The organism is Kineosporia sp. A_224 (genome assembly GCF_002198655.1).
In the GTDB taxonomy this organism is placed as follows: domain Bacteria; phylum Actinomycetota; class Actinomycetes; order Actinomycetales; family Kineosporiaceae; genus R-H-3.
The window spans coordinates 256,421-281,658 of record NZ_MWLN01000191.1; the positions used below are offsets into that span (position 1 = coordinate 256,421).

Here is a 25,238-nt window from a genome sequence, read left to right on the forward strand (position 1 = left end):
GCGGAGCCTCCAGCTGGTCGTGGAGCGGCCCACCCGGCGCCGGTGTGCCGGCGCCGGGCGGGCCTTGCGAACGGTCGGTCCGGTCGGGTCAGTAGGCCCGGGTCGGCAAGGCCGCCACCGCGGCGTCCTTGTCGAACGCGCTGTCCTTGGCGAACTGGACCTTCTCCACCGGCTCGCCGGCGACGACCTTCTTCACCAGCTCGGCAGCCTGGTCGCCGAGGAGCGGGTTGCACTCGACGATGTAGTTGATCTTCCCGTCGATGAGCGCCTGCATCCCGTCGCGGACGGCGTCGATGGACACGATCTTGATGTCCGTGCCCGGCTTGCCGCCCGCCGCCTCGATGGCCTCGATCGCGCCGAGCGCCATGTCGTCGTTGTGCGCGTAGACGAGGTTGATCCCCTTGACGCCGTACTTCTGGAGGAAGCCCTCCATGACCTTCTTGCCGCCGTCACGGGTGAAGTCGCCCGTCTGGCTCGCGATCGTCTTGATCTTCGTGCCCGCGATCGCGGAGGCGAACCCCTCGGCGCGGTCGTTGGCCGGCGCCGAGCCGGTCGTGCCCTCGAGGACGACCATGTTCGTGTCGGCCGTGCCGAGCGTCGACGCGGCCCACTTGCCGGCCGTCTCGCCCTCGGCCTTGAAGTCGTCGCCGACCCACGCGGCGTACAGGTCTGGCGAGGCGCTGACCGTGCGGTCCTCGAGGATCACGGGGATCTTCGCCGACTGCGCCTCCTTGAGGACGTCGTCCCAGCCGTCCGAGACGATGGGCGCGATGACGATGGCGTCGACGCCCTGGCTGATGAAGCTGCGGACGGCGGCGATCTGCGCAGCGGGGTCGTTGTCCGCCGCGTTGAAGACGAGGTCGAAGCCCTTCTCCTTCGAGAAGGCCTCCTTCATCGACTTCGTGTTGGCGGCCCGCCACCCCGACTCGGAGCCGGTCTGGGCGAACCCGACCTTGATGGTCTTGGCCGCGGCCGACCCACCGTCGGACGCGCCGCCGGCGGACGTGCCGCCGCTGGAGGACCCCCCGCCGCAGCCCGTCAGCGCCAGGGCCAGGACGGCCACGGTCGCGACTCCCGACAAGAGCTTCACCTTCATTGTGGAACCTCCTGGTCACGCCGGCCTCGATGCCGGACTGCCTTCTGGGCGAACGTCTGACGCGCTCGGCGTCTGCCGAATGTTAGCCTTCACATTTGACCGTCGGGCAGATTGTTCGCGGTAACACTTCGGTAACAGATTCGTGCTCTCCTGCGCAGGTTTCCGTGCTCAGGACACCTGCTTGTGAGCCGTCACATCCAGGATGTGACGGCTCACAAGCAGATGTTCTAGAGCGCCCGGACGGCGGCGCGCTCGACCTCCAGGCCCGCCTCGAAGCGCGCGAGGAACTCGGCGAACCCGGCGACGTCCCGCGGGTCGGGCGCGACGACGCTGCCGGAGGAGGCCCCGAAGACCTGCTCGTCGAGGTACGTCCCGAGGTCGGTCACCGCCGCGTGCCGCAGGTAGCCGGCGAGCAGCGCGATCCCCCAGGCCCCGCCTTCGCCGGAGGTCTGCGCGACGGACACGGGGGTGTCGATCGAGGCGGCGAGGAGCCGCTGCGCGACGCCCTCGGTGCGGAACAGGCCGCCGTGGGCATGCATCACGGCGACCTTGACGCCACGGGTGCGCAGCAGGCGCATGCCGAGTGCGAGCGTGGCGAAGGACGCGTAGACCTGGGAACGCATGACGTTGGCCAGCGTGAACCGCGCGTCGGGGGTCCGGACGACGAGCGGCCGGCCCGCCGCCAGCCCGGTGACCGGTTCACCGGCGAGGTAGTTGTAGGACAGCACGCCACCGGCGTCGGGCTCGCCGTCGAGCGCCGTGCGCAGCAGTGCGGCGTAGATCCGGTCCGCCTCCACGTCGAGGCCGAGCGCCGCGGCGAAGTCGGTGAACAGCCCCGTCCAGACGCCGATCTCGTGGGCACCGTTGTTGCAGTGGACCATCGCGACCGGCAGCCCGGCCGGTGTGGTGACGACGTCGATCGCTTCCTCGGCGCCGGGCAAGGGGGCGTCGAGGACGACCATGGCGAAGATGCTCGTCCCCACCGACACGTTGGCCGTCCGGGGGTTCACGGCGTTGGTGGCGACCATGCCCGTCCCCGCGTCACCCTCCGGCGGGCACAGCGGCGCACCGGGCCGCAGCGCGCCGCCGGGGTCGAGGAGCCGGGCCCCCTCCGCGGTGAGCGTGCCCGCCGGCCGGCCGGCCGGGAGGACCTCGGGCAGGAGGGCGACGAGCGGCGGCAGGTCCCCGCGCGACGCCAGCAGGCGGTCCGTCGCGGAGAGCATGGCGGCGTCGTAGGTGCACGTGACGGGGTCCACCGGGAACATCCCCGAGGCGTCCCCCACGCCGAGGACCCGGCGCCCGGTCAGCCGCTCGTGCACGTAGCCGGCCAGGGTGGTCAACCGGGTCAGGTCCGCGAGGTGCGGCTCGCCGTCCAGGACCGCCTGGAACAGGTGCGCCACCGACCAGCGCATCGGGATGTTCTGCCCGAGGGCCTGCGTGAGCCGTGCCGCGGCCGGCCCGGTCGAGGTGTTGCGCCAGGTGCGGAACGGGACGAGCAGCTCGTCGTCGGCCCCGAACGCCAGGTAGCCGTGCATCATGGCCGAGACGCCGATCGCCCGGTAGGTCGAGGGGCGCACGCCGAAGAGGCGCTCGGTCTGCGCCGCGAGCGAGGCGTAGCAGTCCTGCAGGCCCGCCCAGACCTCGTCGAGGGAGTAGCTCCACACGCCGTCGACGAGGCTGCTCTCCCACTGGTGGCTGCCGGTGGCCAGCACGGCGCCGCCGTCGTCGACGAGGCAGGCCTTGATCCGCGTGGAGCCGAGCTCGATGCCCAGCACCGCGCGACCGCCGGCGATCACGTCGCGGGACATGTCACCGGCCTCCGGTGAGCCCGGCCGCGAGCCGGTGGTACGCGGCACCCGCCTCGAGGTCGGCGCGGTGCCGACGGATCGTCGTCCCGCCGTCGATGACCACGAGCTCCGAGGCAGCCATCCGCGCCAGGTGCTCGACGGCGGCGAGCGGGACGTCCGTGGTGAGGACGGTGTGGTGGCTGCCGGCGGCGAGCATCCACGCCTCGGCGGAGGTCGCGAGGTCCGGCGCCGGCTCCCAGACCGCACGCGCGACGGGCAGGTTCGGCAGCGACTCGTCCGGGGCGACGACGGTGATCTCGTTGGCGACGAACCGGAACCGGTCGCCGAGGTCGACCAGGCACACGACGCGGCCCGGACCCGGCCGGCCGGTGAAGACCATCCGGACCGGGTCCTCACGGCCGCCGATGCCCAGGGGGTGGATCTCGATGCGGGGCGTGCCGTCGGCGATCGAGGGGCAGACCTCGAGCATGTGGGCCCCGAGGACGCGCTCCGGCCCCGGCCCGAAGTGGTACGTGTAGTCCTCCATGAAGGAGGTACCGCCGCCGGGCGTCGTCATCGCCTTCATCGTCGCGAGCAGCGCGGAGGTCTTCCAGTCGCCCTCGCCGCCGAAGCCGTACCCGTCGGCCATCAACCGCTGCACGGCCAGGCCGGGAAGCTGGCGCAGGCCGCCGAGGTCCTCGAAGTTGCTCGTGAAGGCGCCGAAGCCGCCGGCCGTGAGCAGGTGCCGCAGGGCGATCTCGATCTTCGCGCCGTAGACGAGGCTCTCGTGCCGGTCCCCGCCGCGGCGCAGCTCGGGCGCGACGTCGTACAGCTCCTCGTACTCCGCGGTGAGAGCTTCCGCGTCCGCGTCGGCCACCTCGGCGACGGCGTCGACGAGGCTGTTGACGCCGTACTGCTCGACCGACATCCCCAGCGCGAGCTGGGCGCCGGTCTTGTCGCCGTCGGTGACGGCGACGAAGCGCATGTTGTCGCCGAACCGGGCCAGCCGCAGGGTCCGCATCGTGTGCCACCCCAGGGCGGCCCGCGCCCAGTCGGTGACCTTGGCGGCCACCGCGGGGCTCGTCGGGTGACCCACGACGATCGTGCGTGCGACGTTGGCGCGGGCCGCGAGGTGCGCGAGCTCACGGTCGCCGTGGGCCGCCTGGTTGAGGTTCATGAAGTCCATGTCGATGGTCGACCACGGCAGCGACTGGTTGGCCTGGGTGTGCAGGTGCAGCAGCGGCTTGTGCAGCACCTCGAAGCCGGCGATCCACATCTTCGCCGGCGAGAAGGTGTGCATCCAGACGACAACCCCGACGCAGTCGTCGTCCGACGTGGCGTCCAGCAGCGTGCGCCGGATCTGGTCGGCGGTGAGGACGACCGGCTTCCAGACCAGCTCGACCGGGGCCTGCAGCCCGTCGGCGAGCTGCCGGACCACCTGCCGCGACTGCTCGGCGACCTGCTCGAGCGTCTCGGGCCCGTACAGCGCCTGGCTGCCGGTCACGAACCACACGGTCTTGTTCGGCGTCTTTGCCTGGGACACGACGGCTCCTAGCGTCCGTAGACGTTCTGATAGCGGGTGTACAGCGAGTCGATGTCGCTCTGGTCGATCGGCAGCGGCTCGCCGAGCTGCCGCGCGACGTGCACGGTCCGGGCCACGTCCTCGCACATCACGGCGGCCTTGACCGCGGCCCTGGCGGTCGCACCGATGGTGAAGACCCCGTGGTTGCGCATGAGGACGGCCGGGGAGCGGCTCGCGCGCAGGGTCTCGACGATGCCGCGCCCGATCGAGTCGTCGCCGATCAGCGCGAAGGGCCCGACCGGGATGTCGCCGCCGAACTCGTCCGCCGCCATCGTGAGGACGCACGGCACCGGCTCGCCGCGCGCCGCCCAGGCGGTCGCGTACGTCGAGTGGGTGTGGACGACGCCGCCGACCTGCGGCAGGTGCTTGTAGACGTAGGCGTGCGCCGCGGTGTCGGACGAGGGCGTCCGCCCGCCGTCGACGAGGACGCCGTCGAGGTCGGTCACGACCATGGCGTCCGCCGAGAGCTCGTCGTACGACACCCCGGACGGCTTGATGACGAGCAGGTCGGCCCCCGGCACCCGGGCCGACACGTTGCCTGCCGTCCACACGACGAGGCCGTAGCGCGGCAGCTCCGCGTGCAGGGCCGACACCTCGGCCCGCAGCCGCGCCACGGTCGCCGCGACGTCCGCGATCACGCTCATGCCACTCCGTCCAGCGTCGGTCGTCCCGCACAGATTGTTAGCGCTCGACAATTCCGCCGTCAAGACGCAATCGCCGACCGGTCAAGGCTTCGCACACGGCCACGGGGCATGCGATGACGACGGCTCGCGCCTCGTGGTGAGCACTAACACCGGGCTGGCTATCATGCAGCCGTGACTCAGAGCCGCCCCGCCCCGGGCCGTCGGGCATGACCGGCGGGAGGCAGACGCGCGACCCGTCCATGGCCGACGTCGCCGGGCTGGCCGGGGTCTCCCACCAGACCGTGTCGCGTGTGCTCAACGACCACCCGAACGTCAGCGACCGCACCAGGCTGCGCGTCCTCGCGGCGATCCGGGAGCTCGGCTACCGGCCCAACCGGGCCGCGCGGGCGCTGGCGACCGGGCGCTCGGACACGGTCGGGATCATCGCCCAGGGGTCGACGCTCTACGGGCCGGCCTCCATGCAGACCGCCTTCGGCCAGGCCGCGGCGGACGCCGGGTTCGCGGTGAGCGTGGCGAGCCTGCGCGAGCTCGACGGCCGGTCGATCTCGCAGGCGGTCGACAGCCTGCTGGCGCAGCAGGTCAGCGGGATCGCGATCCTCGCCCCGGTGGCGACGCCGGACCTCGCGCTGGCGTCGATCGCGCCGGACCTGCCGCTGGTCCTCATCGACGCCGGCCCGGACATCGACCGCAGCGTCGTCTCGGTCGACCAGGCGCTCGGCGCCCGGCTCGCGACCGAGCACCTGCTCGGGCTCGGGCACGAGACGGTGTGGCACGTCAGCGGGCCCGCCGGCTGGTTCGACAGCACGGGCCGGATCGACGGCTGGCGGCGCACGCTCGAGGAGGCGGGCCGCGAGGTCCCCCCGCTGCTGCCGGCAGACTGGACGGCGGCCGCGGGCTTCGAGACGGGCCAGCTCCTCGCGCGCATGCCGGACGTGACCGCCGTGTTCGCCGCGAACGACCACCTGGCGCTGGGCATCCTCCGGGCCCTCGGCGAGCACGGCCGGCGGGTCCCGGAGGACGTCAGCGTCGTCGGCTTCGACGACGTCCCGGAGTCGGCCTACTTCCGCCCGCCGCTGACGACGGTCCGGCAGGACTTCGCGGCCCTGGCCCGGACGGCGCTCGACGTCCTGCTGGGCCACGTCCACGAGCCCACCGGGCCGCACCGGACGACGATCCGCCCCGAGCTCGTCGTCCGGGCCTCGAGCGCACCGCCGGCCCGGGCCTGACCCTTCGGCGTCCGCTACCCGCCGGCCGTCGCCGGCGCGCCGGCGACGAGCGGTTCGAAGGTCCACCGGATCCTGCGCAGCCACGTCCGCCCCGGGAGCAGCTCGCTCGACCCGAAGGCCGGCGTGCTCGGGGTGTCCGGGAAGTCCTGCGGCTCCAGGCAGAGCCCGTCGCCCTGCCGGATCGGCGCCCCGTCGAGCCCACGGGTGGACCCGTCGAGGAAGTTGCCCGTGTACACCTGCAGGCCCGGCGCGTCGCTGCGGACGGTCAGGCGCAGGTCCGGCACCTCGAGCACGGCCACGACCCGCAGGCCCGCGCCGCGCGGGACGAGGTTGTGGTCGATCCCCCGGGGGGCGGTGAGCACGTCGTCGTCCGGTCGGCGGACCGCCGTGCCGATCCGCGTCGGTGCGCGCAGGTCGAGCGCGGTCCCGGCGACGGGGGCGACCTCGCCGGTCGGGATGAGCAGGTCGTCCGTCGGCGTGTAGGAGTCGGCCGGGACCGTCAGCACGTGGTCGTCGATCGAGCCGCCGCCCGCCAGGTTGAAGTAGGCGTGGTTCGTCAGGCTCACGACCGTGGGCGCGTCGCAGGTGGCCCGCAGCTCGAGCTCGACCCCGTCCGGGTGCACCTGGTAGACGGACGTCGCATGCACCGCACCGGGGAACCCCTGGTCGCCGTCCGGGCTCGTCAGCGCGTACTCCACCCGGTCCGGCGTGGACGACACGAGGGTCCACACCCGGGACCCGAACCCTTCCCGCCCGCCGTGGAGCGTGTTGCCATTCTCGTTCGCGGACAGCGGGTACGAGCGTCCGCCCAGCTCCAGGCGGGCCGCCGCGATCCGGTTCGCGAACCGCCCCACCGTCGCACCCATGTGGTCGCCCGCCGCCGCGTACTCGGCCACCTCCCGGTGCCCCAGGACGACCTCCCTGGGCCCGGTGCCGGCCTCGACCCGGAGCCGCCGCACCCGGGCCCCGGTGGCCAGGGTCTCCAGGAGGACACCGCCCGAGGAGCAGGTCACGATCTCGTTCTCGTCTCGGTGCGCCACGGGGCAGCCTCTTCCGGTCGGTGCGGTCGACGGTGCAGGCGGCAGCATAGTTAGCGCTAACAGCCCTGCGTCAACAGTCGGTTCCGAATCCGCGCGGTCCGGTCGGACCGCCTCATCGGGCGACCCGGGCGCCCCCGCCCTCGACGAGCCGCCGGACCTCGGCGAGCGTGGCCATCGAGGTGTCGCCGGGCGTCGTCATCGCGAGCGCGCCGTGCGCGGCGCCGTACTCGACGGCCTGTGCGACGTCCAGCCCGCTCAGCAGCCCGTAGACGAGTCCGGAGGCGAAGCTGTCGCCGCCGCCGACGCGGTCGAGGATCTCCAGGTCCGGCCGTGGCGTGGCCCGGTGCAGCCGGCCGCCGGCCCACGCGACCGCGCCCCAGTCGTTCCGGGTCGCCGAACGCACCTCCCGCAACGTCGTCGCGACGACGGACAGGTGCGGCAGGTCGGCGACGACGGCGTCGATCATCGTCGCGAACGCGTCGACGTCGAGGTCGGTGAGGTTCTCGTCGACCCCCGGCACCTCGAAGCCGAGGGCCGCGGTGAAGTCCTCCTCGTTGCCGATGAGGACGTCGACGTGCTGCACCAGACGGCGGTTGACCTCCCGGGCCCGTGCGGGTCCGCCGAAGTCGCGCCACAGGCTGGGCCGGTAGTTGAGGTCGAAGGAGACGACGGTGCCGTGCCGGTGCGCAGCGGACATGGCCGCCTCGGCGACGTCCGCGGTGTGCTCGCCGAGGGCGGCGAAGATGCCCCCGGTGTGCAGCCAGCGGACCCCGTCGACGCCGAACAGGTGGTCCCAGTCGACGTCCTCGGGGCGCATCCGGGAGGCGGCGGTGTGCCCGCGGTCGGAGACACCGACGGCGCCCCGGACGCCGAAGCCGCGCTCGGTGAAGTTGAGGCCGTTGCGCACCGAGCGCCCCAGCCCGTCGTACGGCACCCACCGCAGCAGCGCGGTGTCGACCCCTCCGGTGCAGATCAGGTCCTCGACGAGGCGACCGACCTCGTTGTCCGCCAGCGCCGTGACGACCGCCGTCCGCAGCCCGAAGCACTTGCGCAGCCCGCGGGCGACGTTGTACTCGCCGCCGCCCTCCCAGACCCGCAGCTGCCGCGCCGTCCGGATCCGGCCCTCGCCCGGGTCGAGGCGGAGCATCACCTCCCCCAGCGCCACCGCGTCCCACCGGCACCCGCCCGGCGGCCGGGTCACGAGCACCGCCCCGCCGGTCACGGCCGGACCTCGCGGGCGATCGTGACGCACTCCTGCGTGAGCCGCCGGACCTCGTCGTAGCGGCCGGCGCGCACCAGCGGCGCCGCGACCATCCAGCTGCCGCCCACCGCGGCCACGGCGTTGACCGCGAGGTACTCGGCGAGGTCGGCCGCCCGGACACCCCCGGTCGGCACGAACCGCAGGCCCGGGAACGGCGCCGCCAGGTCGCGGACCCCGCCGGGGCCGCCGAGCCGGCCCACGGGGAACACCTTGACGACGTCGACGCCGGCGTCGAGCGCCCGCATGATCTCGGTGGCCGTGGCCACCCCCGGCAGGGCGGGCACGCCGCGCGCGCGGCAGCGGGCGAGGACCTGCGCGCTCAGACCGGGACTGACGACGAACCGGGCCCCCGCGTCGACCACCTCGTCCACCTGGTCGACGGTCCTGACACTTCCGGCGCCGACGACCATGCCCGGCTCGCGGGCGAAGGCACGCAGGGCGTCCAGCGCGCCGGGGGTGCGCAGGGTGACCTCGGCGCAGGGCAGCCCGCCGTCACGCAGCGCGGCCGCCAGTGCGGGGACCTCGCGGCCCGAGTCGAGGACGACGACGGGCACCACGGGGACGCCGGCGAGCAGGTCGGTGAGCGACCCGTCGGCCGTGCCCCGCGGGACGGGGCCGGCGGAGGAGCTGATGTGACCGGTGATGGCGTTACCTTCCTTCCACGGTCGAGGGTGCGGGCGCCGTCGCCGCCTGCGCCGGGGCGACGTCCCAGAGCGCGCGGACGGCCTCGCGCACGTGCGCGAGGTACGCACGCTCGCGGGGTTCGGCGGGGTCGAGCAGACCGGGCAGGGTGAGGAGCCGGTCGGACGCCGCGTCCGGGCCTCCCGATCCGGCCGGCGGGTGCCCGGCGGCCCGGAGGGCGGCGTCCGCGACCCCGAGGCCGGGGGCGCGGGGGCCCGCCAGGCACACGACCCAGGCGGCGAGCAGCCGGGCGCAGCCCGGAGCCGCCAGCCCGGCGGCGAGGCGCGCCCGCACCGTGGGCAGCACCCGCACGGCGAGCTTCTGCGAGCCGTCCCCGGCCACCTTCGCCGTCGTGTACGGCAGCGCCGCGTTCGAGAACCGGCGCAGCACGTCCTCGGCGTAGGACGCGAGGTCCCACCCCGGCGGGCACTCGAGCGTCGGGACCACCTCGTGGGCGAGCAGGTCCCGGACGGCGGCCAGCAGGGCCGGGTCCTGCGCGGCCTGTGCCACGAACCGGTGCCCGGCGAGCAGCCCCCAGTAGGCGAACGCCGAGTGCGCGGCGTTGAGGACGCGCAGCTTCGCGTGCTCGTAGGGCGTGACGTCGGCGACGAGCTCGACACCGGCGAGCTCCCAGCGCGGCCGGCCGGTCGGGAACACGTCCTCGAGCACCCACTGCGAGAACGGCTCCGTGACGACGGGCCAGGCGTCCTGCACCCCGGAGGCGGCGAGCCGGGCGCGGTCGGCATCGGTCGTCGCCGGCACCATCCGGTCGACCATGGACGACGGGAACGCGACGCTGCCGCGGACCCACTCCGCCAGCCGGGCGTCGAGGCACTCCGCGAGGTCCGCGACGACCCGGCCGACCGCCCTGCCGTTGCCCGGCAGGTTGTCGCAGGAGGCGACGGTGAACGGCGGCGTTCCGGCCGCCCGCCGCAGGCGCAGGGCCTCGACGAGCAGCCCGGGCAGCGAGCGCGGGGCCGAGGGGGTCACGAGGTCCTGCCGGACCTCCGGGCGGTCGACGTCGAGCGGCCCGCCCGGCGCGACCGCGCAGTACCCGTGCTCGGTGACCGTCACGGTCACGACCGTCACGGCGGGGTCGGTGAGCGCCGCCAGGGCTGCCCCGACGTCCTCGGGCGCGACGTCGATGCCGAGCACCGACCCGACGGCCCGGACCCGCTCCGCCGCGCCACGCTCGATGACGTGGTAGACGAAACCGTTGGGCGCCAGCGCGTCCCGCGCACCGGACGAGCGCAGCGAGATCCCGTGCACGGCCCCGACCCGCTCACCGGTGCGCAGCACCGTGTCGCAGTAGACCGCCTGGTGGGCACGGTGGAAGACGCCGGGCCCGATGTGCACGACGGTCGGCCGCAGCCGGCTGCGGTCGTAGCCGGTCCACCGCGGTGCCCGGGTCATCGCACCGTCGGGAGGCACGCCGGCCCGGTCGGTTCGCTCGACTTGTAGGTGAGCACGAACTCGCGGTGACCGAGCTCCTCGCTCGCGGTGGGCCGGCCGCCGGCGACCGCGTGCAGCAGGTCGAGCACCTCGTCGGCGACGTCGTCGATCCCCTCCCGGCCCTCGAGGATCCGGCCGGCGTCGACGTCCATGTCCTCGCTCATCCGCCGGTAGGTCTCCGGGTTGGCGCAGATCTTCACGACCGGCGACACCGCCGACCCGACCACCGAGCCCCGCCCGGTCGTGAACAGCACCACGTGCGACCCGGCGGCGACGAGCTCGGCGATCTCGGCGTTGTCGTTGATGTTCGGGAACCCCCAGCGCGGCGGCCCCTCGGGAACGACGTCGAGCAGGTACAGCCCGGGCGCCGGGATCGGCTGCCCGGGCGTGACGACGCCGTGGATCGGTCCGCTGCCGGACTTCGAGTACGCCCCGAGAGACTTCTCCTCGAGCGTCGTGAGCCCGCCCTCGGCGTTGCCGGGCGAGAAGCTGCCGTGCCCCATCGCCGTGTAGTACGCGGCCGCCTTCTCGACCCGGCCGACGATCTGCGCACCGAGCTCCGCGGTGACGGCCCGCTCGGCCATGTGGTGCTCGCACCCGATGAGCTCGCCGGTCTCCTCGAAGACCGCCGTCCCCCCGGCCGCGACGAGCCGGTCGAAGACCCGGCCCACCACCGGGTTCGCGGTGATCCCGCTCGTACCGTCCGAGCCGCCGCAGATGGTCCCGGCGACGAGGTCCGCCAGGTCGAACGGCACCATCCGGCCACGCGCCGACCTGGCCCGGGTCGCGTCGACCCACGCCCGCCCGCGGGCGACGGTGGACCGGGTACCGCCGAGGGCCTGGATGACGAGCGTCGTCACCGGCCGCCCGGACGCCGCCACGGTGCGCGCGAGCGCCTCCCGGTCGAAGCCCTCGCAGCCCAGGGAGACCAGGACCACCGCACCGACGTTCGGGTGGGTGCAGAGCTGCTCGAGCATCCGGTAGGCGTAGGCGCTCGGGTAGCAGCCCCCGAAGCCGATGACGTGGACGTCGTCGCGGCCGGCGGCGATGGCGTCCGCGACCACGCGCGCGCACTCGACGAGGTAGACGACGGCGACGACGTCCCGGATGCCCACCCGGCCGTCGGACCGGGGGTAGCCCAGCAACGGCGCGGGGGACGTGGTCACGCCTCACCGCCACGGTGCGCGAAGGTCACGATGTAGTCGCTCCTGAGGTTGTGGGTGTGGACCCAGTCCCCGGCGGCCACCGGGGCGGTCGCCGAGCCGATGGACATCCCCGACCGGACGACGTGCTCCGCGGCGGCGATGTCGCGCACCGCGACCTTGTGCCCCAGGCGGACCGGTCCGGACGTCCGCAGGACCCGGCCGTCCGACGTCCGCCACGGCCCTGCAGCGAGGTCCCGGACGGCGACCGCCACGTCGTCGCCGGCGGCGAGCAGCAGCAGGTCGTAGGGCCCGTCGGCGGCCGGCGTCCCGGCGGTCCCGCTCACGGCGCCCCCTCGGGGCCGAGGTCGACGACCGCCTTGACGACGTCCCCCGGGGACGACGCGAGGCGGGGCAGGTCGTCGACGACGGACGTCAGCGTGCTGCGGTGGTTGACCCAGGTGGTGGCGTCCAGCGACCCGTCGCGGACGGCGGCGAGCACCTGCTCCCAGTCCTGCGCGGTCGCGTTGCGGGACGCGTGCAGCGTCACCTCCCGCGCGTGGAAGCCCGGGTTGGCGAAGCTGACGACGCCGCGGGTGTGCCCGACGAAGACGAGCCGGCCGCCCGGGCCGACGAGCTCGAACGCCCGCTCCATCGAGGCGTGGTTCCCGCTGGCGTCGAACACCACCGAGGGCAGGTCACCGTCCGCGTGCTCTCGGACCCGCGCGACGAGGTCGCCGCCGACGGCGAAGGCGCGCAGCCCGGCACCTGCCGCGAAGCCGACCCGCCGGGGCACCGGGTCGGCCAGCAGGACCCGCGCCGCCGTCCGCTGCGCGGCCTGCGCGACCGCGAGCCCGACCGGTCCCGCGCCGAGGACCAGCACGGTGTCGTCGGGGCCGGGGTCTGCCCGCCGCACGGCGTGCCAGCCGATCCCGAGCGTCTCGACGAGGACGAGCTGCTCCAGCGCGAGCCCGTCGCCGGGGAAGAGCTGCGCCGCCGGCAGCAGCATCCGCTCCCGCAGGCCGCCCGGGCGGGTCACGCCGAGCACCTCGATGCGCTCGCAGCAGTTGCTGCGGCCGCGCCGGCAGGCGCCGCACACGCCGCACGACAGGTAGGGCATCACCGCGCACCGGTCACCGGGCGCGACCCGCGTGACGTCACGGCCGACGGCCAGGACCTCGACGGCGAGCTCGTGCCCGAGGACGCACGGGTACTCGATGAAGTTCTGCGTGCCGTCGTAGGCGTGGTAGTCCGTCCCGCAGATCCCGACCCGGCGGACGGCGACGAGCACCTCGTCCGGGCCCGGCTCCGGCTCCTCCGGCCGTTCGACCAGCTCGAGCCGTCCCGGTCCTGTCAGCACTGCCGCGAGCACGAGCCGTACCTCTCGTCCGGTCCCCCCGGGGGACGTCGAAGGAGCGGGCCCGCGGCAGCGTCGGCGGCGGCCGCCGCGGGCCCGCCCCGGCTCACTGGAACTTCAGGAAGTCCGCGGCGTTGTCCGTCGTGACCAGCGCCGTGCCGGTGTCGATGAACGCCTCGACGGGCTTGCCCTGGACGGCGTTGACGGCCGCCTCGACCCCGAGGGACGCCATCTTCCCCGGGAACTGGGCGATGGTGGCCCGCATGTCACCGGCCTGGATCGCCTTGGCCGCGTCCGGCAGGCCGTCGTAGCCCATGACGAGCACCTTCTTGCCCTTCTGCTTGGCCACCTTCGCCGCGGCGATCGCCGGGTCGTCGCAGGCCGAGTAGATGGCGGTGAGCTTCGGGGCCCGGGTCAGGAGGTCCTGGGCGACCGTCGCCCCCTTCGCGGCGTCGCACTTGGTCTCCGCGCCACCGATGATCACCTTGACCCCGGTGCCCTCCAGGGCGTCCTTGACCCCCTTGATCCGGGCGTCGAGGGCGGGGACGCCACGGACGCCCTCCATGAGACCGATCGTGTCGCCGGACTTGAGCACGGACTTCAGGTAGGCGCCCGCGGCCTCGCCGCCCTTGACGTTGTCCGTCGCGGCGACGGCGGTCCGCTTGGTGAAGGCCTCGAGGTTGTTGTCGACGAGGATCACCTTGAGCCCCTTGTCGGCGGCGGCGTTCATCGCCGGCACGACCTCCGGGCCCATCGGCGTGATGACGATCGCCTGGAAGCCCTTGGCGACGGCGTCCTCGATCTGTGCCGTCTGGCACGGGACGTCCGACGGGGACTTGCACGAGAAGTACGAGATGTCGGCGGCGCCGGCGTTCTGGTCGGACCAGGCCTTCGCCGAGTCCTCCATCGCGGTGAAGAAGGCGACGGGGAACTTGGTGATGAAGGCGACCTTCACCGGGCCGGCCGCGGCGGCGGTCGAGGTCTCCGCCGCCGGTGACGCGGACGACGACGGGGCCTGCGACGAGGCGGCGGGCGTCGCGCCGCTGCTGCCGCCTCCGCAACCGGCGGTGGCCAGCGCGAGCGCGCCCCCCACCGAGACGAGGATCTTCCGGCTTCTCATGATGACTCCCTGGCTGGGTGATGGGCGGGNGGGGCGATCGCGGACAGGGTGGAGGCGGAACCGTTGCGGGTCGGACGGTGCGGGTCGGACGGTGCGGGTCGGATGGTGCGGGTCAGATGGTCTGGTGGCCGGCGGCGCCGACGATCCACGCCACCAGGCGTTCGTGGTTCTCGGCCGTGGGGACCGTCTCCCCGACCGACCGGCCGCGGCGCAGGACGATGGCCCGGTCGGCGACCGCCATCACCTGGTCCATGCTGTGCGAGATGAGGATCACGGCGACGCCGTCGTCCTTGAGGCGCCGGACGAGGTCGAGGACCCGCGCCGACTCCCGCAGGCCGAGCGCCGCCGTCGGCTCGTCGAGGATGACGAGCTTCGAGGAGAACGCCACGGCCCGGGCGACCGCCACGGCCTGCCGCTGGCCGCCGGACATGAGCGCGACCGGGGCGTCGAGGTCCGGCAGGCTGACCTGGAGGCGGTCGAGCAGCTCGCGGGTCCGGTCGGTCATCTGCCGGTGCCGCATGAGCCGCAGCGCACGCGGCATCCGGGACGGCCCGGCCAGCTCGCGACCGGCGAAGAAGTTGGCTGCCGCGTCGAGGTTGTCGAAGAGCGCGAGGTCCTGGTAGACGGTCTCCACCCCGTGCGCCCGCACCGCCATCGCTCCCGCCGCGGTGATGTCGACGCCGTCGAGCAGGACGGTCCCGGAGTCGAGCCGGTGGACACCGCTGATGGCTTTGATGAGCGTGGACTTCCCGGCGCCGTTGTCACCGAGCAGGGCGACCACCTCGCCGCGGCCGACGTCGAAGGAGACTCCGTCGAGGGCCCGGACCGCACCGAAGCGCTTGGCGGCGTCCCGCACCTGCAGCACGGGCGGTGCGGAGGTCGTGGTCACGGCGCGCTCACCGCCTGCAGGCTGCGGAACCGGCTCTCCAGGTGCCCCCGGACGACGTCGAGCTCGACGGCGACGACGATGACCACGCCGGTGGCCATGTACTGCCAGTTCGGGTCGATGCCCAGCAGGTTGAGCCCGTTGCGCATCACCGCGATGACGAAGGCGCCGGTCAGCGCGTTGAGCACCGTCCCGCGGCCGCCGAGGAAGCTCGCGCCGCCGATGATGACCGCCGCGATCGCGTCGAGCTCGGCCAGGGCGCCGGCCGTCGGTGACCCGGCGTCCGCCCGGCCCATCGTCAGCAGCGCGGCCACCCCGGCGAGCAGACCGCAGACGGCGTAGACGGAGACGAGGACCGAGGGCACCGGGATCCCGTTGCGGACCGCGGCCTCGGGGTTGCCGCCGACCGCGTAGACCCAGCGCCCCCAGACGAGCCCGCGGGTCGCGAGGACGAGCAGGGCGGCGACCACGACGACGACGAAGGTCGCCGTCGGGAACCACCCGATGTCGCCGCCACCGGGGACGGCGGCGATCCGGCCGGCACCGACCTCGTCCACCAGCGGCGGCGCCCCCTGGATGGTCTCGCTGTGGGAGAGGTAGAGGGCCAGCCCGCTCGCCGCGGTGAGCATCGCGAGCGTGGGGATGAACGGGTGCGGCAGCCGGCCCTTGACGAACAGCAGGCCGTTCACCAGCCCGACGGCCGTGCCCGTCGCGAGCGCCGCGGCGACGGCGAGCACCGTGGACGACTGGTGCTGCCACACGAGCGCCCCCACGACGGCGCTCAACGAGAGGTTCGACCCGACCGACAGGTCGATGCCGCGGGTCACGACGACGAGCAGCTGCCCGAGCGCCAGGACGCAGATCACGGCCGACTGGTTGAGGACGTTGCCGATGTTCTCCAGCGACCAGAAGACGTCCGAGACCAGGCCGAGCACGAGGACGAGCAGGCCCAGGATCGCCGCAGGTCCCGCACGCAGGACCGCCAGCGCGAGCGTCAGCCCACGCGCTGCCGCCGCGGCCCGGGGCGGCTCCTGGGGAGCACTGCCGCCGGCCACGGCGAGCGCCGTCTGCGGAGCTTGTCGGGCCACGTCGCCCCTTCCTGTGCTGGTGGGCCGGAACGTTAGCGATCCGATCCCATAGAGTCAACAGACAATTTCCTATAGGATCCTTCCTGGAGACGTCCTCTATGATGCGCTGAGCGACGACAGCATGGAGACCCGTGGAGCACCCCGACCTCGCACCCGCCGCGGACGCCCCGGCGTTCGTCGAGCGCCTCGCGCGGCGTCAGCCGCTCGTCGACGACGTGCACGACGTCCTCGTCGACATGCTCATGAACCACGCGTTCGAGCCCGGCTCCCGGCTGAACATCGAGGCGCTCGCCCGCGCCCTGGGGGTCTCGCCGACCCCGGTCCGGGAGGCGCTCGCACGCATGGAGGCCGGCGGTCTGGTCGTCAAGGAGCCGCGCCGCAGCTACACCGTGGCGCCGCTCATCGGGCTGGAGGAGCTCAGGTCGCTCATCGACTTCCGGCTCATCGTCGAGCCCGCGGCCGCGGCGGCCGCGGCGCGCGCCGTGACCGCCGAGCAGGCCGCCGCGCTGCGCGCGTTCGCCCGTACCGGGGGCAGCGGCGGCAACAACGACGCGGCGGCCAACCGGCTCGACATGCTGTACGACGCGACGTTCCACGACCGGGTCGCTGAGCTGTCCGGCAACCCGTGGCTGCGCGAGTCGCTCGGGCACCTGCGCAGCCATCTGCACATGTACCGGCTCTACCACCACGCGCAGCAGGCCGCGGCCACCAAGCCCGAGCACCTCGCGATCGCCAAGGCGATCGCCCAGCGCGACCCCGACGCCGCGGCGGAGGCAATGCGCGCCCACCTGACCACGGCGATGCGCCGGATCGACGACGTCTTCGCCTCGGGCCAGGCCGCGATCCCGCCGACGGCCTGAGCTCCGGGCCGGCCGCGGGCGCCGACCTGCGGCGACTACCCCCGGCCGAGCCGCTCGACGAGCGCCCGGGCGCTGCAGCCGAACGTCTCGCGCAGCACCGCGCCGTCCGGCCCGAGGTCGAAGACCGCGTGGTCGGTGTAGAGCCGGGAGACGCAGGCCAGCCCGGTGAGCGGATAGGTGCACGCCGGCACGAGCTTGGACGTGCCGTCCTTGGCGAACAGGGTCATCATCACGAAGACCTGCCTGGCACCGGTCGCGAGGTCCATCGCCCCGCCCACCGCCGGGATCGCGTCCGGCGCACCGGTGTGCCAGTTGGCGAGGTCCCCGCGGGCGGAGACCTGGAACGCCCCCAGGACGCAGACGTCGAGGTGCCCGCCGCGCATCATCGCGAAGGAGTCCGCGTGGTGGAAGTACGCGGCCCCCGGCAGCTCGGTGACCGGGATCTTGCCGGCGTTCGTCAGGTCCGGGTCGACCTCGTCGCCGACGGCGGCCGGGCCCATGTTGAGCATGCCGTTCTCGGTGTGCAGGACGACGCCGGAGTCTGCCGGGAGGTGCTCGGCGACGAGCGTCGGCTGCCCGATCCCGAGGTTGACGAACGAACCGGCCGGGATGTCGCGGGCCACCAGGGCCGCCATCGCGTGCTTGTCGAGCGGCCCGGGTGCCGTCATCGGGACGGCGTCCAGGTCGGCCGGCCCGGCCAGCACACCGGCGACCAGGGCGTGCGTGCTCACGACCCCACCTCCACGACCCGGTCGACGTAGAGGCCCGGGGTGACGACCGCCTCCGGGTCGAGGGCTCCGACGTCGACCACCTCCCGGACCTGGGCGACGACGGTCGTCGCGGCGGTCGCCATCACGGGACCGAAGTTGCGCGCGGTCTTGCGGTAGACGAGGTTGCCCATCCGGTCGGCGCGGTACGCACCGATGAGCGCGACGTCACCGCGCAGCGGGTACTCCAGCACGTGGCTGCGGCCGTCGATCTCACGGGTCTCCTTGCCCTCGGCGAGCGGCGTGCCCGCCCCGGTCGGGCAGTAGAAGGCGCCGATCCCGGCGCCGGCGGCCCTCATCCGCTCGGCGAGCGTGCCCTGCGGCACGAGCTCGAGCTCGACGCGACCCTGCCGGTAGAGGCCGTCGAAGACCCAGGAGTCGGCCTGGCGGGGGAAGGAGCAGACCACCTTGCGGACCCGGCCGGCGGCGAGCAGCGCGGCCAGCCCGGTGTCCCCGTTGCCGGCGTTGTTCGAGACGACGGTCAGGTCGGTGGCGCCCTGCCGGATCAGCGCGTCGATGAGTGCGACCGGCATCCCGGCCATCCCGAAGCCGCCGACGAGGACGGTCGAGCCGTCGCGGACGCCGGCCACCGCCTCGTCCGGGTCGGCGCAGAGCAGGGTGGTCATGCCGCGTCCTCGTTCTCCAGGACGACGGCCAGCGCCTGACCGACGCCGATGCAGATCGCCGCGACGCCGTACCGCTCCCCGTCGGCCCGCAGCCGGGCGGCGAGGGTGGCGACGACCCGTCCACCGGACGCGCCGAGCGGGTGACCGATCGCGATCGCGCCGCCCTTGGCGTTGACCAGCTCCGGGTCGCGCAGGCCGTCCTTCAGCCAGGCGTCCACGCAGGCCACCGACTGGACGGCGAAGGCCTCGTTGAGCTCGACCGCACCGACCTGGGACCAGGCGATCCCGGCCCGGCGGAGCGCGGCACCGGCGGCCTCGATCGGGGCCAGGCCGAACAGGTTCGGGTCGTTCGCCGTGGCCCCGCGGCCGGCGACCCGGGCCAGCGGCACGGTGCCGAGCCGGTCCGCGGCGGACGCCGTGCCGAGGACCAGGGCGCTGGCGCCGTCGTTGAGCGGCGAGGCGTTGCCGGCGGTGATCGTGCCGTCGGGCCGGAAGGACGGCTTGAGGCCCGCGAGCCTCTCCGGGGTGGTGCCGTCGCGGATGCTCTCGTCGCGGGCGAGGTCGACCCCCGGCACCGGGACGACGAGGTCGTCGTAGAAGCCCTCTGCCCAGGCCTGCGCGGCGAGCCGGTGCGACCGGGCGGCGAAGTCGTCCTGCTGCTGCCGGGTGATGCCGGTGCTCTGCGCGACCTGCTCGTTGCACTCCCCGAGCGACGCCGTCCACTCGGCGGGCATCCGCTCGTTGACCAGCCGCCAGCCGAGCGTCGTGGAGACCGCGGTGACGTTGCCGGCCGGGAAGGTCCGGTCCGGCTTGGGCAGCACCCACGGCGCCCGGGTCATCGACTCCACGCCGCCCGCGACGACGACCTCGGCGTCGCCGGTCTCGACCAGCCGGGACGCCTGCATCACGGCGTCCAGGGAGGAGCCGCAGAGCCGGTTCACCGTCGTCGCGGGCACCGACGTCGGCAGGCCGGCGAGCAGCAGCGCCATCCGGCCGACGTTGCGGTTGTCCTCGCCGGCCTGGTTGGCGCAGCCCCACACGACCTCGTCGACCTCGGCGCGGTCGAGCGCGGGCACCCGGCGCAGCACGGCGTCGAGCGCGGTCGCGGCGAGGTCGTCCGGCCGGACGCCGGCCAGCGCCCCGCCGAAGCGGCCGAACGGCGTCCGGACGGCGGCGTAGAGGTAGGAGTCGGTCACAGACGCGACGCTACGCGGATTCACCGATATTCTCCAAGACCAGGATCGCGTCCGATTGAGACTCAGGAAGTATCTATGGAGCTGCGTCACCTGCGCTACTTCGCGATGGTCGCGCAGGAGCGGCACTTCGGCCGGGCCGCCGAGCGCCTGCACATGGCGCAACCGCCGCTGTCCCAGCAGATCCGTGCGCTCGAGCGCGAGCTCGGGGTCGAGCTGCTGCGGCGGACGACCCGGCGGGTGGACCTGACCGCCGCGGGGTCGGCGTACCTGGAGCGGGTCCGCCGGGTGCTCGCCGACCTGGACGACGCGGCCCAGGAGGCCCGGCTGGTGGCCACCGGCAGCGTCGGGACGCTGACCGTCGGCTGCGTCGGCTCGGTCACCTACAGCCTGCTCCCCCGGCTCGCCCGCGGCCTGACGGCCGCGCTGCCCGGCGTCGAGTTCTCCTTCCGCGGGGAGATGCTCGTCCCGGACCAGCTCGCGGCGCTGCGGTCGGGCGACATCGACCTCGCGCTGCTGCGCACGCCCGTCCACGAGCCGTCGGTCGTCGTGCTCCCGCTGCGGCAGGACCGGCTCGTCGTCGCGCTGCCGGCCGACCACGCCCTCGCCGGGCGGCGCCGGCTCGCCGTCCGGGACCTGCGCGACGTCGACCTGCTCGTGCACACCGGAGGGGGCGGCTCGGTGATGTTCGACCGGGTCGTGGGCCTCTGCCGGGACGCCGGCTTCGAGCCGCGGGTGCGGCACGAGGCGGCCGAGACGTCGACCCTGCTCACCCTGGTGTCGGGCGGGCTCGGCGTCGCCGTCGTCCCGGAGCCGGCGACCACCCTCGGGCTGCCGGGCGTCGTGCACCTGCCGCTGCGGGGTGCCGGGACCGTCGAGCTGGCCCTCGCGCGGCTGCGGGACCGGGCCGAGCCGCACCTGCTGCGGGCGGCGGACGCGGTCGTCGACCTGGTCGCGGCATCCGCGGGACCACGGACGTGACGACCGCCTGACGACCGCCTGACGACCGACGTCCGGGGCACGCACGGCGCGGACCTCGGTACCGTGGACGACGTCGCCCCGGACCCCGGTGACGGACGACCCGGCCGCCGCCGGGCCGCGAGCCGTCCCGAAGGATCCCGATGCCGGACACGACGGCACTGCTGAGCGCCGCCGGTGCGGACGCGCCCGACGTGCTGCGCTCGCTCGACGTCACCCTCGAGGCCGGTCTGACCTCCGACGAGGCGGCACGGCGGCTGCTGCGCGACGGCCCGAACGCCGTCGCGTCCCACGAGGCCCGACCGCTCGCCGTCCTCTGGCACCAGCTGCGCTCACCGCTGCTGGGGCTGCTCCTCGTCGCGGCCGCGGCGTCCGCGCTCGTCGGCGAGCGCGGCAGCGCGGCGATCATTGCCGTCATCGTCGGGCTGTCGGTCGCCCTCGGCTTCGTCAACGAGTTCCGCGCCGAGCGGGCCGCGGAGGACCTGCACGACCGGATCGTGCACCGCGCGCGCGTGCTGCGCGACGGCCGGCACGTGCTCGTGGACGTCACCACGCTCGTCGTCGGCGACGTCGTCGCCCTGGCGCTCGGCGACATCGTGCCGGCGGACCTGCGCCTCGTCGAGACGGACGGGCTGGAGTGCGACGAGTCGGTCCTCACCGGTGAGTCGCTCCCCGCGGACAAGGGCGTCACGGCGACCGCGCCGGGCACCGCGATCGCGGACCTGTCCGACGCCGCCCTCATGGGGACCGTCGTCCACGCCGGCCGCGGTGTCGCGGTCGTCGTCGCCACCGGTCCGCGGACCCAGCTCGGCGCGATCGCCGCGGGCCTGCGGACCCGCCCGCTCGACACCGAGTTCCAGGTCGGTCTTCGCCGGTTCTCGATGCTCCTGGTGCGCGTCGCGGCGACCCTGACCACCGCGATCTTCGTGCTGAACGTGCTGCTCGGCCGGCCGCTCCTGGACGCCCTGCTGTTCTCGCTGGCGATCGCGGTCGGCATCACCCCGCAGCTGCTCCCCGCGGTCGTGTCGTCGAGCCTGGCGGCCGGCTCGGGGCGGATGCGCAGGCGCCGCGTCCTCGTGAAGCGGCTGGTGTGCATCGAGGACCTCGGGGACGTCGACGTCCTCTTCACCGACAAGACCGGCACCCTGACGGACGGCCGGGTCCGTTACGCCGCAGCGGTTCCCGGGGCGCGGTGGGCGGACGGCGCGGCCGCCGACCCGACGGTCCCGCCCGGGTACGCCATGCCCGCCCCGGACGGCGACGCGCTGCGCTGGGGCCTGCTGTGCACCGAGTCAGGCGGCTCCGCCGACGGCGCGGCGGCGGGAGCCAACCCGCTCGACGAAGCGCTGTGGGACGCCCCGGAGGCGGTGTCGCTGCAGCCCTGGCTCGACCGGTACACCCATCTGTCCGTGCTGCCGTTCGACCACGGGCGACGGATGGTCTCGGTCCTCGTGCGCAGCCGGTCCGGGGACCTCACGCTCGTCACCAAGGGCGCGCCGGAGACGGTCCTGGAGCGGTGCACCGACGTGCCGCCGAAGGCGCGGGAGGCCCTGGCGGCGCAGTTCGCCACCGGCCACCGGGTCGTCGCCGTGGCCAGCCGGCCGCGCGCGGACGCCGGGCCGCTCACCCCCGACGACGAGCACGGCCTGCACCTCGTCGGGCTGCTCGTCTTCCTCGACCCGCCGAAAGCCGGTGCGGCCCAGGCCCTCGCGCGGCTCGCCGGGCTCGGCGTCACCGTGAAGGTGGTGACCGGGGACAACGCGGCGGTCGCCGTCACGGTGTGCCGCACCCTCGGGCTGCTGCCCGCCGCACCGGACGGCGACGACGGCACGCCCGGTGCCGGCGTGCTCACCGGCGCCGACCTCGACGCACTCGACGACGAGGCCCTCGCCGCCGCCATCCCGCTGACGACGGTGTTCGCCCGGGTCAGCCCCGAGCACAAGGCCCGGATCGTCCGGGTGCAGCGACTGAGCACCGGCGGCGTGGCGTTCCTCGGGGACGGCGTCAACGACGCCCTCGCGCTGCACGCCGCGGACGTCGGGATCTCGGTGGACTCCGCGACGGACGTCGCGAAGGACGCCGCCGACGTGATCCTCCTCGAGAAGGACCTCGACGTCCTCGCGGACGGCGTCACCGAGGGGCGGCGGATCTTCGCGAACACGGTGAAGTACGTCCTCATGGGGACGTCCAGCAACTTCGGGAACATGTTCTCCGCGGCCGGTGCGTCCGTGTTCCTGTCGTTCCTGCCGATGCTTCCCTCGCAGATCCTGCTCAACAACCTGCTCTACGACGCCGGTCAGCTCGCGATCCCGACGGACGGCGTCGACGAGGAGCAGCTCCGCAAGCCGTCGCACTGGGACATCGGGTTCATCAAGCGCTTCATGCTGTTCTTCGGCCCGCTCAGCTCGCTCTTCGACGCGCTGACGTTCGTCGTCATGCTCGCGGTCTTCCACTCCGGCCCGGCGCAGTTCCGCTCCGGCTGGTTCGTCGAGTCGCTCGCGACGCAGACACTCGTCGTCTTCGTCATCCGGACCCGGCGCGTCCCCTTCTTCCGCAGCCGCCCCAGCCGGGCCCTCATGCTCGCCGCCGCCGCGGTCGTCCTCGTCGGTGCGCTGCTCCCGGGCAGCCCGCTGAGCGGGGCGCTCGGCTTCCAGCCGCTGCCGTGGGCGTACTTCGCCGCCCTGGCCGGCATGGTCGTCGGGTACCTGGCCCTCATCGAGGCGGGCAAGCGGGTCTTCTTCTCGGCCGCGCGGACCGCCGCACCGGCGCTGCGGCGGCCGAGGCCGCACGCTCACCTGCGGCGCCGGGCCGCCTGGTTCAGCGCGCCGGGGCGCAGGACCCCGGTGCGCAGCGACAGGTAGGCGAGTGCGGCGAGCGGGATCGGCAGCCAGAACTCGGCGAGCCGCCACGTGATGACGCCGAGGACGGCGTGCGCGTGCGGCGTCCCGAACCCGACGAGCACGGAGATGAGCGTCGCCTCGACGGTACCCAGGCCGCCGGGGGTCAGCGGCAGGAGGGCGACGAGCCCGGCGAGCCCGTAGCCGAGCAGCAGACCCTCGAGCCCTTCCGCCGGGCCGAAGGCCCGCAGGAACACCCACAGGGCCGCCGCGTCGAGGAGCCAGTTGGCGCTGGCCCAGCCGAGTGCGCGGCGCAGGACGGCGCGGTCCGCGCCGAGCGCGGTGAGCCGCTCGGCGAGCCGGCCGACGACGCGGGCCGCGGTGGCCGGCTCGAGCCGGGGCACCACGTGCGCGCCCCGGCGCGCCCACCCCACGACGACGGCGGGACGGCGCACGAGCCCGACGACGCACACCGCCGCCAGCACGAGGACCGTCACCGCGACGCCGTCCACCACGAGGAACGCGGGGGTGTCGCCGCCGCCGGGCAGGGCCAGCGCGACCCCGGCCGTGAACACGACGGCGAGCATCGCCGCTGCGCCCGCCGTCTGCAGCGCGGCCGCCGTGACGACGTCCGCCGGCGCGAGGCCGGCGACCGTGAGCAGCCGGTAGCGCAGGCCGTTGGACGTCGCACCGCCGCCGGGGACGAGGTGGCTCAGGCCCAGGGCCGACAGGTCGACCCGCAGCAGGGTCCACAGCGACGGCCGGCCGGCGGCCGGCAGGACGGCGCGGGTCAGGGCGGAGTAGGCGCCGAGCGACCCCAGCTCCAGCACGATGCCGGCCGCGAGGTACCCGGGCGACACCGAGGAGAGCAGGGCGAGCGCGCTGCGCGCCCCGGCGAGCTGCGGGAGCACCGCGTACTCCACGACGAGGGCCATGACGAGCAGCAGGCCGCCGCGCCGCAGCCACACCGCGCGTCCGGGCACCGGCCCGTCCACGTGCCCTGCCGGTACCGCCACGACTTCTCCTGCGCGCCGACGGATCGAGCGCCGCCGGGTCCGGGACGACACCGTCAGCGTACGGGGGCAGGGGCCGTCATGCCGTTCGCCCCCTGGTGGGAGCCGGCGCCCGGGACGAGCATGAGGACGCAGGGGCGGGCCGGCCACCGACCTCGGCACCGTGCTCGACCCGCACCACGACGCTCCAGGAGATGACCGTCATGAGCTCCACCCGAGGTCAGGCCACGATCGCAGGATGCCTGCGGGTCGCCGACGGCTTCACCCAGGACGAGTGGCCGGGCATCGTCGACCGGCTCGCCGCTCTGGACGACAACCTCGCGTCGTACCCGGCGGACGGGACACAGCTCGACCTGTCGGTGCGCGACCGCGAACGCCCGGGCCAGAAGATGACCCTCGAGTGCTGGATCGCCGGCCGCACCCGGCTCGTCGCGACCTCGACGTCGCCGTCCGGCGACGTCGGCTCCGCGCTGGTCGAGGTCCGCACCGAGCTGCGCCGCCAGCTCGAGGACGCGAAGTCCCGGATCGAGGACCGACGGCACGGGTAGCCTCGCGGTGTTGCCCCGGACCCAGGTGACCGGTCGTCCCCGTCGTCGACACCG

General features: G+C 74.2%; 23 protein-coding genes. 5 read left to right on the forward strand and 18 right to left on the reverse strand.

Annotation, left to right across the window (positions count from 1 at the left end; all coding sequences use genetic code 11):
• Positions 1–88: 88 nt before the first annotated feature.
• The 4 genes from EDJALFJO_RS21510 to EDJALFJO_RS21525 all read right to left on the reverse strand — a co-directional run bounded on the left by EDJALFJO_RS21510 (position 89) and on the right by EDJALFJO_RS21525 (position 5,109).
• Positions 89–1,096, reverse strand: a complete 1,008-nt coding sequence (locus EDJALFJO_RS21510; RefSeq protein WP_088288346.1) for an ABC transporter substrate-binding protein — start codon at positions 1,094–1,096, stop codon at positions 89–91.
• A gap of 227 nt (positions 1,097–1,323) precedes the next feature.
• Positions 1,324–2,904, reverse strand: coding sequence for a xylulokinase (locus tag EDJALFJO_RS21515; protein WP_088288416.1), 1,581 nt, complete (start codon positions 2,902–2,904; stop codon positions 1,324–1,326).
• Position 2,905: 1 nt separating this feature from the next.
• On the reverse strand, positions 2,906–4,426 hold the full coding sequence (gene araA / locus EDJALFJO_RS21520) for an L-arabinose isomerase (RefSeq protein ID WP_088288347.1): 1,521 nt from the start codon (positions 4,424–4,426) through the stop codon (positions 2,906–2,908).
• A gap of 8 nt (positions 4,427–4,434) precedes the next feature.
• Positions 4,435–5,109: an L-ribulose-5-phosphate 4-epimerase gene (locus EDJALFJO_RS21525; RefSeq protein ID WP_088288348.1), complete on the reverse strand. Its 675-nt coding sequence runs from the start codon at positions 5,107–5,109 to the stop codon at positions 4,435–4,437.
• A gap of 239 nt (positions 5,110–5,348) precedes the next feature.
• On the opposite strand from EDJALFJO_RS21525, the gene EDJALFJO_RS21530 reads away from it, so the two are divergent.
• Entirely contained in the window at positions 5,349–6,335 is a 987-nt protein-coding gene (locus tag EDJALFJO_RS21530) for a LacI family DNA-binding transcriptional regulator (RefSeq protein ID WP_088288349.1), read from the forward strand.
• 14 nt (positions 6,336–6,349) lie between these two features.
• On the opposite strand, the gene EDJALFJO_RS21535 is transcribed toward EDJALFJO_RS21530, so the two are convergent.
• The 10 genes from EDJALFJO_RS21535 to EDJALFJO_RS21580 all read right to left on the reverse strand — a co-directional run bounded on the left by EDJALFJO_RS21535 (position 6,350) and on the right by EDJALFJO_RS21580 (position 16,362).
• Positions 6,350–7,375 (reverse strand): aldose epimerase family protein, encoded by a 1,026-nt coding sequence (locus EDJALFJO_RS21535; protein WP_158220518.1) that lies wholly within the window; start codon positions 7,373–7,375, stop codon positions 6,350–6,352.
• A 112-nt stretch (positions 7,376–7,487) separates the two neighbouring features.
• Complete coding sequence (locus EDJALFJO_RS21540) at positions 7,488–8,597, reverse strand: sugar kinase (protein WP_233149966.1); 1,110 nt, start codon at positions 8,595–8,597, stop codon at positions 7,488–7,490.
• Positions 8,594–9,280 (reverse strand): bifunctional 4-hydroxy-2-oxoglutarate aldolase/2-dehydro-3-deoxy-phosphogluconate aldolase, encoded by a 687-nt coding sequence (locus EDJALFJO_RS21545; protein ID WP_369812565.1) that lies wholly within the window; start codon positions 9,278–9,280, stop codon positions 8,594–8,596. Before EDJALFJO_RS21545 ends, EDJALFJO_RS21540 begins: the two co-directional genes overlap by 4 nt.
• A gap of 4 nt (positions 9,281–9,284) precedes the next feature.
• The gene (locus EDJALFJO_RS21550; protein ID WP_088288419.1) at positions 9,285–10,730 is read right to left on the reverse strand and encodes a mannitol dehydrogenase family protein; all 1,446 of its coding nucleotides are present in this window, start codon (positions 10,728–10,730) and stop codon (positions 9,285–9,287) included.
• On the reverse strand, positions 10,727–11,935 hold the full coding sequence (locus EDJALFJO_RS21555) for a UxaA family hydrolase (protein WP_198950523.1): 1,209 nt from the start codon (positions 11,933–11,935) through the stop codon (positions 10,727–10,729). The genes EDJALFJO_RS21550 and EDJALFJO_RS21555 overlap by 4 nt, the downstream gene beginning before the upstream one ends.
• Positions 11,932–12,258 carry a UxaA family hydrolase gene (locus tag EDJALFJO_RS21560; RefSeq protein ID WP_198950524.1) on the reverse strand — a complete coding sequence of 109 codons (327 nt, stop codon included), beginning with the start codon at positions 12,256–12,258 and terminating at the stop codon, positions 11,932–11,934. The genes EDJALFJO_RS21555 and EDJALFJO_RS21560 overlap by 4 nt, the downstream gene beginning before the upstream one ends.
• Positions 12,255–13,283 carry an alcohol dehydrogenase catalytic domain-containing protein gene (locus EDJALFJO_RS21565; protein WP_088288351.1) on the reverse strand — a complete coding sequence of 343 codons (1,029 nt, stop codon included), beginning with the start codon at positions 13,281–13,283 and terminating at the stop codon, positions 12,255–12,257. The genes EDJALFJO_RS21560 and EDJALFJO_RS21565 overlap by 4 nt, the downstream gene beginning before the upstream one ends.
• Before the next feature lie 91 nt (positions 13,284–13,374).
• The gene (locus EDJALFJO_RS21570) at positions 13,375–14,388 is read right to left on the reverse strand and encodes a sugar ABC transporter substrate-binding protein (protein WP_088288352.1); all 1,014 of its coding nucleotides are present in this window, start codon (positions 14,386–14,388) and stop codon (positions 13,375–13,377) included.
• 112 nt (positions 14,389–14,500) lie between these two features.
• The gene (locus EDJALFJO_RS21575; RefSeq protein ID WP_088288353.1) at positions 14,501–15,277 is read right to left on the reverse strand and encodes an ATP-binding cassette domain-containing protein; all 777 of its coding nucleotides are present in this window, start codon (positions 15,275–15,277) and stop codon (positions 14,501–14,503) included.
• The gene (locus EDJALFJO_RS21580) at positions 15,274–16,362 is read right to left on the reverse strand and encodes an ABC transporter permease (protein WP_198950525.1); all 1,089 of its coding nucleotides are present in this window, start codon (positions 16,360–16,362) and stop codon (positions 15,274–15,276) included. The genes EDJALFJO_RS21575 and EDJALFJO_RS21580 overlap by 4 nt, the downstream gene beginning before the upstream one ends.
• Before the next feature lie 131 nt (positions 16,363–16,493).
• Here EDJALFJO_RS21580 and EDJALFJO_RS21585 point away from each other — a divergent pair, with 131 nt between their 5' ends.
• Positions 16,494–17,222 carry a GntR family transcriptional regulator gene (locus EDJALFJO_RS21585; protein WP_088288354.1) on the forward strand — a complete coding sequence of 243 codons (729 nt, stop codon included), beginning with the start codon at positions 16,494–16,496 and terminating at the stop codon, positions 17,220–17,222.
• A 35-nt stretch (positions 17,223–17,257) separates the two neighbouring features.
• Here the strand turns inward: EDJALFJO_RS21585 and EDJALFJO_RS21590 are convergent, their stop codons facing one another.
• The 3 genes from EDJALFJO_RS21590 to EDJALFJO_RS21600 are packed head-to-tail and all read right to left on the reverse strand — an operon-like array spanning position 17,258 to position 19,811.
• Positions 17,258–17,890, reverse strand: coding sequence for a 3-oxoacid CoA-transferase subunit B (locus tag EDJALFJO_RS21590; RefSeq protein WP_088288423.1), 633 nt, complete (start codon positions 17,888–17,890; stop codon positions 17,258–17,260).
• Positions 17,891–17,949: 59 nt separating this feature from the next.
• On the reverse strand, positions 17,950–18,615 hold the full coding sequence (locus tag EDJALFJO_RS21595) for a 3-oxoacid CoA-transferase subunit A (RefSeq protein WP_088288355.1): 666 nt from the start codon (positions 18,613–18,615) through the stop codon (positions 17,950–17,952).
• Positions 18,612–19,811: a thiolase family protein gene (locus EDJALFJO_RS21600; protein ID WP_088288356.1), complete on the reverse strand. Its 1,200-nt coding sequence runs from the start codon at positions 19,809–19,811 to the stop codon at positions 18,612–18,614. Before EDJALFJO_RS21600 ends, EDJALFJO_RS21595 begins: the two co-directional genes overlap by 4 nt.
• Positions 19,812–19,886: 75 nt before the next feature.
• On the opposite strand from EDJALFJO_RS21600, the gene EDJALFJO_RS21605 reads away from it, so the two are divergent.
• A complete protein-coding gene (locus EDJALFJO_RS21605; protein WP_088288357.1) occupies positions 19,887–20,789 on the forward strand; it encodes a LysR substrate-binding domain-containing protein in 903 nt (300 codons plus the stop codon).
• Positions 20,790–20,929: 140 nt separating this feature from the next.
• Complete coding sequence (locus EDJALFJO_RS21610; RefSeq protein ID WP_088288358.1) at positions 20,930–23,647, forward strand: HAD-IC family P-type ATPase; 2,718 nt, start codon at positions 20,930–20,932, stop codon at positions 23,645–23,647.
• Here the strand turns inward: EDJALFJO_RS21610 and EDJALFJO_RS21615 are convergent.
• Positions 23,578–24,639, reverse strand: a complete 1,062-nt coding sequence (locus EDJALFJO_RS21615; protein WP_143448688.1) for a YbhN family protein — start codon at positions 24,637–24,639, stop codon at positions 23,578–23,580. The genes EDJALFJO_RS21610 and EDJALFJO_RS21615 overlap by 70 nt on opposite strands.
• A gap of 200 nt (positions 24,640–24,839) precedes the next feature.
• Between EDJALFJO_RS21615 and EDJALFJO_RS21620 the strand changes: the two genes are divergently transcribed.
• The gene (locus tag EDJALFJO_RS21620) at positions 24,840–25,184 is read left to right on the forward strand and encodes a hypothetical protein (RefSeq protein WP_088288424.1); all 345 of its coding nucleotides are present in this window, start codon (positions 24,840–24,842) and stop codon (positions 25,182–25,184) included.
• Positions 25,185–25,238: the final 54 nt, after the last annotated feature.

What these genes read in the sequence shown, in the direction of transcription:
- EDJALFJO_RS21510 (WP_088288346.1), bottom strand. Translation starts at nt 1,096, where the DNA reads ATGAAGGTGAAGCTCTTGTCGGGAGTCGCGACCGTGGCCGTCCTGGCC.
- EDJALFJO_RS21515 (WP_088288416.1), bottom strand. Translation starts at nt 2,904, where the DNA reads ATGTCCCGCGACGTGATCGCCGGCGGTCGCGCGGTGCTGGGCATCGAG.
- EDJALFJO_RS21525 (WP_088288348.1), bottom strand. Translation starts at nt 5,109, where the DNA reads ATGAGCGTGATCGCGGACGTCGCGGCGACCGTGGCGCGGCTGCGGGCC.
- EDJALFJO_RS21530 (WP_088288349.1), top strand. Translation starts at nt 5,349, where the DNA reads ATGGCCGACGTCGCCGGGCTGGCCGGGGTCTCCCACCAGACCGTGTCG.
- EDJALFJO_RS21550 (WP_088288419.1), bottom strand. Translation starts at nt 10,730, where the DNA reads ATGACCCGGGCACCGCGGTGGACCGGCTACGACCGCAGCCGGCTGCGG.
- EDJALFJO_RS21570 (WP_088288352.1), bottom strand. Translation starts at nt 14,388, where the DNA reads ATGAGAAGCCGGAAGATCCTCGTCTCGGTGGGGGGCGCGCTCGCGCTG.
- EDJALFJO_RS21590 (WP_088288423.1), bottom strand. Translation starts at nt 17,890, where the DNA reads ATGACGGCACCCGGGCCGCTCGACAAGCACGCGATGGCGGCCCTGGTG.
- EDJALFJO_RS21595 (WP_088288355.1), bottom strand. Translation starts at nt 18,615, where the DNA reads ATGACCACCCTGCTCTGCGCCGACCCGGACGAGGCGGTGGCCGGCGTC.
- EDJALFJO_RS21605 (WP_088288357.1), top strand. Translation starts at nt 19,887, where the DNA reads ATGGAGCTGCGTCACCTGCGCTACTTCGCGATGGTCGCGCAGGAGCGG.
- EDJALFJO_RS21610 (WP_088288358.1), top strand. Translation starts at nt 20,930, where the DNA reads ATGCCGGACACGACGGCACTGCTGAGCGCCGCCGGTGCGGACGCGCCC.
- EDJALFJO_RS21620 (WP_088288424.1), top strand. Translation starts at nt 24,840, where the DNA reads ATGAGCTCCACCCGAGGTCAGGCCACGATCGCAGGATGCCTGCGGGTC.